This window comes from Flavobacterium sp. BFFFF1 (assembly GCF_002256285.1).
Taxonomy (GTDB): Bacteria; Bacteroidota; Bacteroidia; order Flavobacteriales; family Flavobacteriaceae; genus Flavobacterium.
In genome coordinates this window covers 1-15,020 of sequence record NZ_NKJE01000015.1, presented here as the reverse complement: position 1 = coordinate 15,020, position 15,020 = coordinate 1, and the positions used below count along the sequence as shown (strand labels likewise).

General features: G+C 45.3%; 13 protein-coding genes. 5 read left to right on the top strand and 8 right to left on the bottom strand.

What is annotated here, in order from left to right:
- Positions 1 to 102: 102 nt before the first annotated feature.
- The 3 genes from CFE23_RS10400 (at position 103) to CFE23_RS10390 (ending at position 3,354) form a co-directional block, all read left to right on the top strand.
- A complete protein-coding gene (locus CFE23_RS10400; protein WP_291087536.1) occupies positions 103 to 1,425 on the top strand; it encodes an aspartyl protease family protein in 1,323 nt (440 codons plus the stop codon).
- Between the two features lie 66 nt (positions 1,426 to 1,491).
- Entirely contained in the window at positions 1,492 to 2,670 is a 1,179-nt protein-coding gene (locus CFE23_RS10395) for an AIR synthase related protein (protein WP_291087533.1), read from the top strand.
- Positions 2,671 to 2,757: 87 nt separating this feature from the next.
- A complete protein-coding gene (locus CFE23_RS10390) occupies positions 2,758 to 3,354 on the top strand; it encodes a GNAT family protein (RefSeq protein WP_291087529.1) in 597 nt (198 codons plus the stop codon).
- Between the two features lie 54 nt (positions 3,355 to 3,408).
- On the opposite strand, the gene CFE23_RS10385 is transcribed toward CFE23_RS10390, so the two are convergent.
- Positions 3,409 to 6,849, bottom strand: a complete 3,441-nt coding sequence (locus CFE23_RS10385; protein ID WP_291087524.1) for a choice-of-anchor Q domain-containing protein — start codon at positions 6,847 to 6,849, stop codon at positions 3,409 to 3,411.
- A 138-nt stretch (positions 6,850 to 6,987) separates the two neighbouring features.
- On the opposite strand from CFE23_RS10385, the gene CFE23_RS10380 reads away from it, so the two are divergent.
- Complete coding sequence (locus tag CFE23_RS10380) at positions 6,988 to 7,428, top strand: hypothetical protein (RefSeq protein WP_291087521.1); 441 nt, start codon at positions 6,988 to 6,990, stop codon at positions 7,426 to 7,428.
- A 78-nt stretch (positions 7,429 to 7,506) separates the two neighbouring features.
- Here CFE23_RS10380 and CFE23_RS10375 read toward each other — a convergent pair whose 3' ends face one another.
- The 5 genes from CFE23_RS10375 to CFE23_RS10355 form a co-directional block, all read right to left on the bottom strand.
- Positions 7,507 to 8,748 carry a peptidylprolyl isomerase gene (locus CFE23_RS10375; protein ID WP_291087518.1) on the bottom strand — a complete coding sequence of 414 codons (1,242 nt, stop codon included), beginning with the start codon at positions 8,746 to 8,748 and terminating at the stop codon, positions 7,507 to 7,509.
- A gap of 70 nt (positions 8,749 to 8,818) precedes the next feature.
- Positions 8,819 to 9,943, bottom strand: a complete 1,125-nt coding sequence (locus CFE23_RS10370) for a peptidylprolyl isomerase (protein WP_291087515.1) — start codon at positions 9,941 to 9,943, stop codon at positions 8,819 to 8,821.
- A gap of 3 nt (positions 9,944 to 9,946) precedes the next feature.
- Positions 9,947 to 10,561, bottom strand: a complete 615-nt coding sequence (gene gldI, locus CFE23_RS10365; RefSeq protein ID WP_291087512.1) for a gliding motility-associated peptidyl-prolyl isomerase GldI — start codon at positions 10,559 to 10,561, stop codon at positions 9,947 to 9,949.
- Between the two features lies 1 nt (position 10,562).
- The gene (locus CFE23_RS10360) at positions 10,563 to 11,561 is read right to left on the bottom strand and encodes a bifunctional oligoribonuclease/PAP phosphatase NrnA (protein ID WP_291087509.1); all 999 of its coding nucleotides are present in this window, start codon (positions 11,559 to 11,561) and stop codon (positions 10,563 to 10,565) included.
- An 87-nt stretch (positions 11,562 to 11,648) separates the two neighbouring features.
- Positions 11,649 to 11,888 carry a hypothetical protein gene (locus CFE23_RS10355; protein WP_291087506.1) on the bottom strand — a complete coding sequence of 80 codons (240 nt, stop codon included), beginning with the start codon at positions 11,886 to 11,888 and terminating at the stop codon, positions 11,649 to 11,651.
- Positions 11,889 to 11,935: 47 nt separating this feature from the next.
- Here CFE23_RS10355 and CFE23_RS10350 point away from each other — a divergent pair, with 47 nt between their 5' ends.
- Positions 11,936 to 12,394, top strand: a complete 459-nt coding sequence (locus tag CFE23_RS10350) for a VOC family protein (RefSeq protein WP_363331584.1) — start codon at positions 11,936 to 11,938, stop codon at positions 12,392 to 12,394.
- A gap of 53 nt (positions 12,395 to 12,447) precedes the next feature.
- Here the strand turns inward: CFE23_RS10350 and CFE23_RS10345 are convergent, their stop codons facing one another.
- Both CFE23_RS10345 and CFE23_RS10340 read right to left on the bottom strand, forming a co-directional pair.
- Positions 12,448 to 14,028: an MDR family MFS transporter gene (locus CFE23_RS10345; RefSeq protein ID WP_291087504.1), complete on the bottom strand. Its 1,581-nt coding sequence runs from the start codon at positions 14,026 to 14,028 to the stop codon at positions 12,448 to 12,450.
- A gap of 10 nt (positions 14,029 to 14,038) precedes the next feature.
- Positions 14,039 to 15,020 (bottom strand): HlyD family secretion protein (locus tag CFE23_RS10340; RefSeq protein ID WP_291087500.1); only part of this gene is annotated, 982 nt, incomplete at its 5' end.

Genomic DNA, 15,020 nt, shown 5'->3' with positions numbered 1-15,020 from the left:
AATTGCAATTTTTTTTACTGCCTTCCAATTTCTGGAGGTGTTTTTAAATTGTCAGATTATACGTATTCGGTAATTATTTTATAATTTTAATAAAAAATTACGATGAAAACTTTCTTAGCGATAATCTGCACCATCTTTTGTGCATTCCTCGGGAGGGCTCAGGAAGGATTTTCAACATTCCCCGAAAAGAACAAAGTGATCCTCCCTTTCAAATTGGTCAATAACCTCGTTATCATTCCGGTTTCTGTAAATGGCGTTGAACTCAGTTTCCTGCTTGACTCGGGTGTTGAGGAAACGATATTGTTCAGCCTTGATGAAAAAGACGAAGTCCCATTGTATGATGTGGAGAAAATTACGTTGCGCGGTCTTGGAAACCAGGAAGGCGTTGAAGGGCTGAAGTCAAAAAACAATACACTTGAGTTAGGCGGACTTGGATTTAAACACCAGGAAATATTAATTGTCATCGACGAATTAATGAATTTGTCTTCGAGTCTTGGGATGCCCGTAAACGGCATTATCGGTTATCAGTTTTTCAGGGATTATCTCGTGAAAATTAATTATGCCCGGAAAAAGCTCGTGATATACAACCGTGCAAAAACGAATATCGGTAAGCTAACGAAAGACTACACACCGCTTGATATCACGATTGAACGCAATAAGCCCTATGTCATTTCGTCGGTGAAGACCGGAGACGATCAGATCAACGCCAAATTACTTCTGGATACCGGTAACAGCGACGCGATTTGGCTGTTTGATAAAAAGTCGGATAAAATTAATATTCCGGAGCGTAATTTTGATGACTTTCTGGGTCGTGGCTTCAGCGGTCCGGTATTTGGGAAAAAGGCCCGCATTACCGATTTCAAACTGGATGACTTCCATTTTACCAGGCCGGTAGTGTCATTCCCGGATACCGTTTCGCTGCGCAATGTAAAGATGGTTGATGACAGGCTCGGATCCATTGGAGGTGAAGTGCTCAAACGGTTTCATGTGATTTTGGATTACAAAAACAGTAAGTTTTATCTCCGGAAAAATGCCAATTTTGATCTGCCGTTTCACTGTAATACCAGCGGCATTGAATTGCATCACGTGGGGCTGAAAATGGTTCAGGAAAAAAAACAGCGGAATGGTACGTCCAGTTCCGTTAAAATTGAATTTAGCAGCGGCAACGAAATGGATATCAAGTACCAGTTTGAACTTAAACCGGTGTATGAAATTGCTTCCGTACGGAAAGGTTCGCCGGCCGATGTTGTCGGAATAAAGCAGGGTGATGTGCTGCTCACGATTAATAATTCCCAAAGCTATCGGTACACCCTGGAAGAAATTAACGAAATGCTCAAATCCGATGACGGACGGAAGTTGTTGCTCGAAGTGCAGCGGGATAATACCATCCTGAAATTTAAGCTGGAAATGAAAAGCGTCCTTTAAGCCAATCTGGCTTGGAAGGCTTTTTTTTTATACCTACCTTTGCCACACAACAACACAACCGTCAAGATGAGTTCCGATACCAGTAAACGCTACGCCATGCGCGGGGTTTCCGCTTCCAAGGAAGACGTACACAACGCCATTAAAAACATCGACAAAGGCCTTTTCCCGAAAGCTTTCTGTAAAATTATCCCTGATTATTTAACCAACGATGGCGACCATTGCATTATCATGCATGCCGATGGTGCCGGCACTAAATCTTCATTGGCGTACCTGTATTGGAAGGAAACAGGAGATCTTTCTGTATGGAAAGGCATTGCACAGGATGCACTGATCATGAATATCGACGATTTACTATGCGTAGGCGCTACTGACAATATCCTGCTTTCATCCACCATAGGACGCAACAAAAACCTGATCCCATCGGAAGTAATCGCCGCAATCATAACAGGAACCCAATCACTAATCGATGAATTGTCGAAATTCGGCGTCACGATCCATTCCACGGGAGGCGAGACCGCTGATGTCGGTGATCTTGTCCGGACAATTATCGTGGACTCAACCGTAACCGCAAGGATGAAACGCAGCGATGTGATTGACAACGCAAACATCCGGCCAGGCGATGTGATCGTTGGGCTTGCGTCGTTTGGTAAGGCGACTTATGAAAAGGAATACAATGGAGGCATGGGCAGCAACGGACTCACATCCGCACGCCACGATGTGTTTTCCAAATACCTTAGCGAAAAATATCCCGAGAGTTTTGACGCGCTTGTTCCGTCAGCACTAGTGTATTCCGGAAGTTTGAAACTCACCGAAGCTGACGAAGGAAGCCCTTTGGACGCGGGAAAACTGGTGCTTTCACCCACGCGGACGTATGCGCCGGTGATCAAAAAAATACTTTCACAATACAACGCGACACAAATTCACGGCATGGTGCACTGCAGCGGCGGCGCCCAAACTAAAATCCTGCATTTTGTAGAGAACCTCCACATCATTAAAGACAATCTTTTTGAGGTTCCGCCATTGTTCAGGTTAATCCAACAGCAATCGGCAACCGACTGGAAAGAAATGTACCAGGTATTCAACTGTGGGCACCGCATGGAACTCTATGTACCCGCAGCGATCGCCGATGACATCATTGCCATTTCGAAATCATTCGATATCGCCGCTAAAGTCGTGGGTAGGGTAGAAGCCGCCGACAACAAAAAGCTGACGATACAAAGTGAGTTTGGCACGTTCGAATATTAGGAGCTGATCCGGCTGTCCGCTGTATCTTTTTTCCCTGAAAAACGGGAAAAAAGGATGCCGCTCCCATCCGGGCTAAAAAAATATCCCATGAATCACCATTTTGACTTCAATCAGGAATTGATTCTCGAAGATGAGCGTGTGCTGTTGCGGCCTTTGCGCTACGATGACGTCGAGAACCTGTTGGGTTTTTCGGAAAATGAACCGGAAATCTGGCATTTTTCTTTGGTACGCGCCAACGGACGGAAAAACCTCGAAAATTATATCAATATCGCTATGGCGGCGAGGGAAAACAGGACTGAGTTTCCATTCATCGTGTTTGATAAGCAATCACAGCGTTATGCCGGAAGCACGCGTTTTTACGATATTCAGTTCCAGTTGGCTACTTTACAACTGGGGTACACCTGGTATGGCAGGGATTTTCAGGGGACCGGGCTTAATAAACATTGTAAGTACCTGTTGCTGTCCTACGCATTTGAACAGCTGGGGATGGAACGCGTCGAATTTCGTGCAGATAACGATAACCACCGAAGTATCGCTGCCATGAAAAGTATCGGATGTAAAATTGACGGTGTGTTGCGCTCGAATATGCCAAAAGCGGATGGAGGCCGCCGTGACAGCATCGTACTCAGCATACTCAAATCCGAATGGCCGGAGGTAAGAGAAGCACTCGAACTGAAAATGTAAAAAAGCCCCTGAACATTGCTGTGTCAGGGGCCTTTCAAACTAACTAACCAAATATTATTTTCCGAGAATCAGCCTGTGCGTTTCGGTAAAATCATCTCCAACCAGCTGTACAATATACACGCCTGTTGAGAAATCGCTTACGCTGATCTGGGTTGATATATTATTCAATTGCAACTGTCGTACTGTTTTTCCGGATCCCACTTCAACAATCGATGCAGAAACCGTACCCAAAGATGCGAGGGCAATGTTGATAATGCCACTGTTTGAAGGATTCGGATACACCATGCTTCTTTTGGAATTGCTCAAGGTCACATCGTCGATTCCCAGCATGGTTTGTGCTTCAGACGAACCGATATCTCTTCGCCCAGCGAAAACAGCATTATCATTCTGGTCATTAAACAGGTCTGCAGGGTCGCCCATATTATAAGCCGGACTGTTTGCAAGCAAAGCATGCGTGAAGGTATTGCCTCCGTTGTCCGAAAGCGCTCCGACTAATGGATCAATCAGAACAGTCGCCGTCCCTTCGAGGTCCGTGGACTGGCTTGGGAAAATGTTTGTATCATCCTGGCCAATTAAATTATAACCATTTGAAGTGAATGTTCCTATAGCATTTGAAATATCAAAACCGGCTGTAGCGGTGTTTGTAGCGACAATACTGTTTTTAAGGCTTACCGCAAGCGTACTGTTGTTTGCGATGCCACCACCATTGACTGCCGCACTGTTATCAGCAATCGTTGAGGCATTTACGGTTAATACGGTGTTGTTGTACAGTCCACCACCGTTGTTCAGCGAAGAATTCCCGGAGAACGTGCTGAGTAAAACCGTCGCTACTCCTGCTTTAACGTGAAGTCCGCCGCCGTTTCCGAGTGTACCGTCTGCAACGTTATTGGAGATTGTAGAATTGTTGACTACAAGATCACCTCCGTTGTTAAAGATACCTCCGCCGCCGTGATTTACATCAGGTCCGCTGGCCGTGTTGGAATCAATAGTCACTGCATTTACGGTCATGATGCTTCCAGCCTGATTCCATAAACCGCCGCCTTCACGTCTTGCATCATTGCCATTAACAGTACCTCCGGTGATCGTTGCGGTCACTGCGCCTGTGATATGCAATGCACCACCATTTCCAGGGTTTGGTGTTCCTGCGGTACCATCGACATCGTTGTTGGTTAAATCGGAATCAGTTACATTCAGTGTGCCGTTAACCAATTCAATAGCCCCGCCAGCGCGGTTTGCGCTGTTGGTGTCAAAAATAGTATTTGTTATCGTTACCGTTCCCGCAAGGCTTAAAACTGCACCTCCGCTTCCGCTGGTTCCAGTCGCCCTATTGCCTGCAATGGTGGAATCGGTTATATTTAGGGTTCCTGCAGTATTAAAGATTGCGCCACCACCATCGTCTGCAGCAGCACCTGTTGAAGTATTGCCATTAATTTCGGTTCCTGAAACGGTCATAATTCCGGAGCCGTTCCATAGGCCGCCGCCTTCTAACGCCGCCGTATTTCCATTTACGGTTCCACCTGTAATCGTTGCGTTTCCGGCTCCGGTGATGTGTAAGCCCCCACCATTTCCCGGAGGGCCTGAAACGGTATTTCCATTTAGGCTGACATTGGTAAGTATGATGGTGCTGTTTCCAGAATTGTCTTCAATGCCTCCTCCAGCGCGAACAGCGGTATTTCCACTTATTTCGGAATTGGTAATGGATAGTTGCGAGCCGACATCGTTTAAGATTCCACCGCCGCTTCCCAAAGTACCATTGGCATTATTGCCGCTGATTGTAGCGTTCATGATCACCAATGTTCCGGCATTGAGGTTATAAACGCCGCCACCGCCCTGGTCAGCACCAGCACCACTAGCGGTATTTCCGCCGATAACGGTGCCGTCAATTGTCATCGTACCGGTTCCATTCCACAGACCTCCGCCTTCAGCCGCAGCGGTGTTATTATTCACAGTTCCTCCGGTAATCATCGCGCTTCCGCCACCGGTGATGTGCAGTCCACCGCCATTTCCTGGAGGCCCTGATACGCTGTTTCCATTTAAATTCACGTTGTCGAGTATGATGGTACCTGATCCTGAATTGTCTTCAATTCCACCACCGGCTCGAATTGCTGAGTTTCCTGTGATTGAAGAATCGGTAATGGTGAGATGCGAGCCAACGTCGTTTAAGATTCCACCGCCGCTGCCTGCGGTTCCGGTAGCCATGTTGTTGCTGATAGAAGCATTCTCTACAATTAAGGTTCCTCCGTTCAGGTTGTAAATTCCGCCGCCTCCTTGATCTGCTCCGGCGCCTGCTGCAGAATTTCCTGAAATCGTTGTGCCGATGACGGTCATTGTCCCAGTACCGTTCCACAAGCCGCCACCTTCAGCTCCAGCAGTATTGGTATTGACGGTACCGCCATTAACTCCCACGGTTCCTGCTCCGGTTACATGCAGCCCTCCTCCGTTTCCAGGTGATGTATTGGTCGTATTTCCATTTAGGTTCACGTTGTTCAGGGTGACCGTCCCAACGTTATTTTCGATACCTCCACCCGCACGGTTGGACGTATTGCCGGTAATAAATGAATTGGTGATTGTCAGCGATGCGCCAACATCATTTAAGATTCCGCCGCCGCTACCCGCTGCGCCATCGGCATCATTGTCGGCAATATTTGCATTTTCTATCGTAAGCGTTCCCCCATTGAGGTTGTAAATTCCGCCACCGCCGTTGTCTGATAACGCACCCGACGCGGTATTTCCGATAATTGCTGTACCGTTGATATCCATCGTTCCGGAACCGTTCCACAAACCACCGCCTTCTGCCGCGGATTTATTATTGTTCACCGTGCCTCCGGTGATCATTACGGTAGCATTTCCTGTCACGTGCAATCCGCCACCATTCCCTGGAGCTGCCGTAGCAGGGGCAACGCCAGCGTTGTTTGTGTTCAGACTGACATTGTTCAAAGTTAAGGTTGTTCCCGCTATAGCTTCGATTCCGCCACCAGCCCTATTGGCCTGATTTCCGGAAACCGTGCATCCCGTTAAGTTTAATGTTGATCCGGTACCGGCGAAAATTCCGCCGCCGCTCCCACTCGCGCCATTGGCGACGTTGTTCAACAGTGTGGTATTATTCATTGTCAGCGTTGCGCCAGATACATAAATACCGCCGCCGTTGTCCGCTAGTCCATTGGTCAGTATAAGGTCATTAATCAATACATTTCCGGAAGTAATTTCGAAAATTCTGCTGTTGCCACCGCCATCGATAGTAGTATTCGAAATCAAATTTCCTGTAATGGTGAGTGATTTGTCAATAGTGATTTGTCCCATGGTCAAGGTGACATTTGTAACCGTAAGTCCAAATGTGATGATACCACCAGGCGGGGCGTCGGCGATTTCTGACCGCAGTGTACCGTCAGAACCGTCATCTGCTCCGCTTGTAACGATTTGGGCTTCCATGAAGAAACAACTTAGCAGTAGCGCCGATCCAAACCATAATTTTTTAGAAAAGGATTTTTGTTGCATAATACTTAATTTATAAGGTTAATAGTGATATGTTATTTAAAATTACGGTGAAAATGCCCGTACGGTTTTTAGAGATGGAAATTCTGTAAACTTTCCTGAAATTCTATAAGCTTGATTACCTTTGTGAAAAACTATTTTATGACGATTACACCGAAGTTTGGCGTTGGAAAATTACTATTTGGGATGAAACAGGGGAATGTTGTTGACATTTGTGGCAAACCCGATAAGGAATTCCGCGATGATGAAGACAACGTGATTTATATTTACAATGCGCTGAAATGGAGGCTGACCTTTTATCAGGATGAAGATTTCAGGCTGGGTTATGCCATGTGTTCCCATCCATCAGCGGAACTGTTTGGAAAAAAAGTCGTTGGAGTAGTCATTGAAGACGTGAAGTCAAATTTGGAGGCACATGGATTTGCAAAATGGGAACGGGAGGATTATGATCTTACTGAACAGTATTTCGACGAAACCCATTGGCTCATTTTACAGGCGGAATTTGGCGTGGTCTCTAAAGTAGAGATAGGTGCCATTATCAATGATAAGGATGAATTCGATTGGAAATTCCCGGTGAAATAGAACCTGTTTGCCGTTAATTTTTTTTCAGGAAGTTTAGAATATTAAAAAAAGGGCTTACCAACGTAAGCCCTTTTTTATTTAGTTTTGCTTCTCCAGCAATTCAATTTCGAATATAAGGTTAGTATTTGGCGGAATAGCACCACCGTAGCCCCGGGGACCATAACCTAGTTTCGCCGGAATAAAAACAGTAACCTTATCACCAAACGACATCAGATTTAATACTTCCAGGAAACCCGGTATTAATCCTTGCTTCGCACCATATGAAAATGGGAAAGGCTGGTAATTGGCGGCAGCTGCCTCCTCATACATGCCGTACCGTTTACTTACATCTGCATGGCTGCTTTGAAATAATGATCCATCTTCAAAATATCCTGAATAATGAACGAATACATTGGTCCCGTCAGCGGGTTTGGTACCAGTTCCTTTGGTAAGAATATATTGCAGCCCGCTCTCTGTTTTTGTAGATTTTACCTTTAAGGCATTCAGTTCTGCCACTTTTGCTGCAAATACGCTACTGTATTGGTCGCGATAAGCTTTTTTAGCCAATGCAGCTTCTTCTTCCTGTTTTTTCCTGGCCTGGGCTTCCAAATCAGCTTGTTTTTTTTCTTCGTCAGCTTTACCGCCATAATAATCGGTAAAAACTTTGACAGCGTTAAATGCGTTTGCGGCAGCACCTTTTCGGATGATGGTTACTTTGTTGATTACATCGTCCTGCCTGATCGCGTTTACGACATCCTGCCCGGTAATGACATGGCCAAAAATGGTGTGCTTGTGGTTCAGCCACGGCGTTTCTTTATGGGTGATGAAAAACTGGCTTCCATTGGTTGCAGGGCCTGAGTTTGCCATGGCCAGTACACCCGGTTTGTCAAATACGTCTGTTGTTTCTTCGTCTTTATATTTATAGCCTGGGCTGCCAGATCCGTTACCCATAGGATCGCCACCCTGAATCATAAAATCGGGGATCACGCGGTGAAATTTCAATCCGTCAAAGAATGGCTTTCCTTTTCTTTCGGCAATGGTGACATATGGGTTTGTTCCTTCTGCCAAAGAGATAAAACTCGCTACAGTCAACGGTACTTTTTGGTATTCAAGTCTCAGGTAGATTTTTCCTTTTGCGGTTTCCATTTGGGCAAAGATTCCGTCAGATTCCGCCGATGGTACAATCGGTTTTTTTACTGCCGTTTTTTCCGCCACCTTTAAAGGCGTTTTTGTAACCACCTTTGTAGTTGCTGCGGATTTTTTAGCAACGGTTTTTTTGGTCTGTGCAAAGATGCCGCCAGACATTAACAAAAAGCATAAAGCAATCAATCTGATTTTCATTTTTCAACGTTTAATTTCCTTACTCTGTTTGCAACTGCGGGATTTTCAGGAGTTTGTCCCATTGATATATTTATTTTTTTGGGGCTTCTAAAACTTCCAGTTCAAAAATCAGGTCCGAATTTGGCGGGATAAAACCATCACCGGCACCGGCCTCGCCAAATCCTAAAATTGACGGCATATATAAAACTGCTTTGTCACCGATGGACATGTTTTCAATCCCTTCGATAAAACCCGGTACCAGTCCTGTTTTCTTTCCGGCCTGAAATGGCATTGGACCGTAACCGCCCTGCATTTCTCGGGTTTGATCATACAGTCCGAATTCTTTTGCTACCGTGACAATATTCGTGTCAAAAGGAACACCGGTTGTAAAATAGCCGGCATAGTAAAGAAATATCGTCGTTCCTGCAGCCGGTTTTGCACCAGTTCCTTTCTTAACGATCTTATACTGCAATCCCGTGCTGGTTTTCTGGGCAGTAGCTTTCAGTCCGTCGAAATAGGTCTTCTTCGCCGCGATCACGTCTTTGTACTTTGCCTCATACTCGCGCTGTTTCTGGGCGTTGATTTCGGCTTGTTTCTTCCGGTTTTCGGCCTCTTTTGCGTAATATTCCGCGAACACTTTTGGTGCGTCGAATTTCTTCGCATTTTCGCCTTTTCGGATAATTTTCACTGAGATGATTCCGTCGTCCTTTACCACTTTATTCACAACGTCCATCCCGTTCTCCACGACATATCCAAAGACGGTGTGTCTTCCGTCAAGATGCGGGGTTTCGCTCAGCGTGATGAAAAATTGGCTGCCATTTGTAGCGGGGCCTGAATTGGCCATCGACAATGTCCCGGCGCGGTTATGTGTCAAATCGGTGATTTCATCTTTAAATTGGTATCCCGGACCGCCGCTTCCATTACCATCGGGATCACCTCCCTGGATCACAAATCCTTTCTCGACCCTATGGAATTTTAAGCCATCATAGAACGGCTTTCCCTTGAGGTCGCCTTTTACATAGGTGTTTTTACCTTCGGCAAGCGAGACAAAATTTGCGACCGTTACCGGGGTTTTTTCGAATTCAAGTTTTACAATAATGTGTCCTTTTACGGTTTCAATATCTGCGTAAAGTCCGTCCGGAAGTTTGCTGTGTTCGTCTCCGCACGAAAAAAAGCTTGTGATCACAAGCAAAATTAAAATGAGTTTTTTGTTCATGGATTATTCTTGTTTTACGGGTATATCTGGTGTTAAGAGTGGTTTGTTGGTTTTTGCTGTAGGACTTGCCTTTGCTTCTGTGTCGGGTTTGATGTCGTTCAGTGTCACGGTGCAAATCAAAGATGTTTTTGGGCCGATGCTTTTATTGTCGCCGTGATAACCGTAGGCCATGTGCGATGGAAAGAGGAATGTCACTGTTTCATTTTTTTTCATCAGCTTGATGGCGTCGCGCAATCCCATCATAATATTCTGTTTGTCGACATGGTAAACCTGCGGGCGCAGCTCGACTTCGGAGTAGATTACGTTGCCATCAAGGCTTTTCAGTTCGTAGTCGAAATAGGCGATATCTCCTTTCTTCGGGTGAATGGTATCTTTGGTATTTTGGGCGATATAGTAGTACCAATACCCTTTTTTGGAGGCAATATACTTGGTTCCGGGATTGCTTTTGATAATGGAATCGATTTGCGCTTCCTCGCCTGCTACCAGTTTTTTATTTCGTTCCACCGATTCCTTCATGAAGGTTCCGGACGAATTTGAAATCGGTTTGCGCGCCTGCTGCTGCGAACATGCTGTGAATAAAATCCCCAGCGTTAATGCCATCATGTGTATCTTTTTCATATTACAGGCCTTTAATTATGGTTTCAAATTTAAGTATTGTTTCCTTCAACGACTGATTGGATTTTCCCCCGGCAGCGTTGATATGTCCGCCTCCATTGAAATGGTCACGGGCAAATTGGTTGACATCGAAGTCGCCTTGCGAACGGAACGAAATCTTGATGATATTCTCGTCCTTATGTTCTATGAATATCGCAGCAAAAATAATCCCTTTTATAGTCAAGCCATAATTTACGATTCCCTCAGTGTCTCCCTTGACGTAGTGATGCTGGTCAAGTTCTTTCTGTGACAGCGTGATGTAGGCGGTTTTATATTCCGGAAACACCTTCATATTTTGCAGCGCACAACCGATCAGCTGGAGCCTGTCAAACGAATTGTTGTCGAAAAGTAACGTGTGTATTTCGCTGTTGTCGATTCCCTTCGAAATCAGGTCGGCTACAATATGGTGTGTCGCACTTGTTGTAGATGGATATCTGAATGACCCCGAATCCGTTACGATTCCAGTGTAGATGCATGTTGCGATTTTTGTATCGATGCGTGTTTCATCACCCATCATCCCGATAAAATTGTACAACATTTCGCAGGTTGACCCAAATGCGGTGTCCGAGTACCTATATTCCGCATAACCATCGGGTTTCTGGTGGTGGTCAATCATAACGAAAGGCACTTTTAATGCCGCAAGCACATGTTCCATTTCTCCCGTTCGGTGCAGCGCATTGAAATCGAGTGTAAAGACGATCTCTGCGGCACGCAGCAATTTTGTCCCTGCTTCTTTATCTTTTTCATAGATGATCACACGCTCCGAACCAGGCAGCCAGGCAAGAAAATCGGGAAATTCATTTGGGGCAATAACAAATGGTTGGTGCCCCAGTCCAATCAGGTAATGCCAAAGTCCGAGTGTAGATCCCATGGCATCTCCGTCAGGACTTCTATGGGGTATGATGGCGATCCGTCTTGGTTCGGAAAGCAACTGCTTGATGCCCCGTATATCTTCGTTGTTCATCTGCAAATAGTTACTGATTTTGCTGGATTTATCGATGTCCGCTAAATCCCTGCGAATTTACATTATTTTATGAATTGGGATAAAGTTTTAAATAAGTTTTAAGATATGGATTTTGTTTACATCGATGTAAACAGCGGGATTTTGATTCTGAGATGCAGCAAAATTGAAAAATATCGTACCACCCGCTTCATTTTTGCATCGTGCTTTTTTTACCTTAGCCAATAAAAATCGTGCGACTTCCTGAAGCGAACTATCGGGAATTAAGAAATAACTTGATAAGCTCATGTCCTGAGCAGTAATTTTGCTTGTAGAATTATTCGTCACCATGATTAGTTCTTTAATTTTGAAACGCAACTTATAGAAAAATAAACACAATGATGGAAGACAAAAAAAATGAAAACGGCAGGGCTAATCTTTCACCAGATGATACACCAAAAGTAACAGGGGTTGGGGGTATTTTCTTTTATTCGGATAACCCGAAAGAAATCAAAGAGTGGTACGCAAAGAATCTGGGACTCGAAATCAGTGCATGGGGCACATCCAGTTTCGAATCGCGGAATCTTGACAGGCCGGAAGAAATAAATTCCCTCCAATGGTGTTCTTTTAAAACAGCAGACGGTCACTTTTTACCTTCGAAAAAAGAATTTATGGTGAATTATAGGGTCCAGCATATTGAAGCACTTGTCGAGAACCTCAGAAAAAACGGGGTTAATATTCTGGACGAAATCACTACGTATGAATACGGAAAGTTTGTGCATATCATGGACGCTGAAGGCAATAAGATTGAACTTTGGGAAGATACGGCTCCGGATATCAGGGAAATCGGCAATTGATGAAACGAAAAAACCGGGCATTGACCCGGTTTTTTGTAATGCTTTTTTTTAGTTTAATGCATCGCTTCAGACATATCAACTTTTGTTTTTCCCCTTTTGACAAATAAAATGATCGGAATACAGCAAAGGAACAAAATGCCGAGGTACAAAAAGATGTCCATATAAGACAGAACGGTGCTTTGTTTCAAGACAGTGTAATCAAGTGCCTGATTTGCTTTAGCAATGGCCTCCGACGTTGAAAATCCCTTGGATTCGAACGCACGTTGCGTCATTTGAAGCCTTTGCTGTACCTCGATACGGCTGCCGTCAAGATGGGAAACCATATCAACGCGGTGTTTTTGAGTATATCTTGTGATAAAGGTGGTAATGATCGCAATGCCAAACGAGCCCCCCAATTGGCGCATCATTCCCGTAAATGCAGCACCTTCACCGATACTTCTCCCTTTCAAAGTAGACAATGCCATCGTGGTAATGGGGACGAAAAGCAGTCCCAGACCAATGCCTCGAAGGATCAATGGCCAGAACAAATGTTCCGCACCAGTATCTGGCGTCATCGCATTGTGCATCCAAAACGTGAAGAAAAAGAAAATAAGGAACCCTACTGCCACAAGATAGGGCTGTGGTACGCCTTTTTGGATTAGATTTCCTACGATTGGCATCATAAACGCCGTGGTAATAGATCCGGGAATCAACAACAATCCTGCTTCGGTGGCAGTCCAGCCAAGAATCTGCTGGGTATAAATCGGGATGACCAATGTGGAGCCGTACAATCCAAATCCAAGGATAAAACACATAAAAGTACCTACACGCAGGTTCCGGTCTTTTAAAACACCCAGATTTACGATAGGGTGGGCATAGGTGAGCTGTCGCCAGATGAACAGAATTAGCCCAAACAGCGAGACAACGCTAAGCGTGGTGATCCAGATGTTGTCAAACCAATCATCCTGTTGCCCATGTTCCAGCACGAATTGAAGCGAGCCAATAAAGGCGGCCAACAATATGATTCCGATCCAGTCCACTTGGTTGGCCTTGAGTTTTTCGCCATATTTTGGACTTCGTACAAAACTCATGGTCAGGATTACCGCAATGATCCCGATCGGAATATTGATGTAAAAGATATAGGGCCATGAATAATTCTCTACGATATAGCCACCCAAAGGCGGTCCCAGCGTGGGGCCCACAATGACACCCATTCCATAAATGGCCTGGGCCATGCCGCGTTTTGCAGCGGGATAACTTTCTGTGATAATCGTCTGTGCCGTAACCAGCAAAGCACCACCGCCAAGCCCCTGGATGAAACGGAAAATCACGAGTTCCCAAATGTTGTCCGCATTGCCGCAAAGGAACGAGGCAACGGTAAAAATGACAATGGAAACCGCAAAATAATTGCGACGGCCAAACTGCTGGGAGAGCCAGCTGGTCATCGGAATTACAATGACATTGGCGATAGCATATGCCGTGATTACCCACGCTACATCGGTGAGCGTCGCCCCGAGGCTGCCCCGCATATTTGTCAGCGCAACATTGACAATCGTGGTATCGACGATTTCGAGCAGGGCGCACAGCACCGCTGTAATCGTGATGATCACGCGGCGGAAACCGTATTCTACTAAATCATTTTCTTCCTGAACCATATTTTATCAATTATTGCAGGTGTACATCCACATCTACATTCATGCCTGGACGCAGTACTTTCAATTTTTCGGGATCATTGTCGGCATCGATCGTGATTTTCACCGGAAGCCTTTGGATTGTCTTTACAAAGTTACCTGTGGCATTGTCCGGAGGCAGGACTGAAAAACGGGCTCCGGTAGCGGGTGAAAATGACGCCACGGTCCCCTTGAAATCGGTATCAGGATACGCATCTACTTTGATGGTCACCTTTTGTCCGACTACCATTTTGTTCAATTGGGTCTCCTTAAAGTTTGCAATCACCCAGGCTTCCTGATTGTTAATGATATAAAATAAGGATTGTCCTGGTTGTACCAATTGACCCGGCTGAATTCCAATTTTTGAAATCTGGCCGTCAATAGAAGCCGTAACGACGGTATACGAAAGGTTCAGCTTTGCCGCCTCAAGCTGTGCCTGTGCTCTTTTGATATTGGCCAATGCTACCTGCGTCTGTTTGTTGGTGACATTCGATTTCGCAACAGTTACCGATTTTTGGTAGTTGCTCGCACGCTGCTGCTGCTGAAGTATTTTCAACTGGTTTTCGGCTTCGAGTTTCGCAGCTTCAGCCTGTTCAAACTGCTGTTTGGTGATCGAGTGGTTTTTGTAGAGGTTATTGTAGCGCTCAAAGTCATTTGTCGCACGTGACAGCCTGATTCTTGCTGTTTCGATATTGCCACCGGCGGAAAGCACGTTGGATTCTGAAACGGAAACGTTTGCCTGCGCGCTGCCGACATCAGCTTTAGAAACTTCAAAATTTCCCTCTGCTGCGGCCAATGCTGCCTTGGCATCTTCCAATTTTACGATGTAATCCTTGTTATCGATGGTGAAAAGTGTATCTCCTTTTTTAACCATAGCGTTGTCAGCAACATACACTTTAGTGATATAGCCGGAAACGCGCGGGATAATCGGGTTCATGTTTTTCTCAATCTGGGCATCGTCGGTTTCTTCGTGCTTT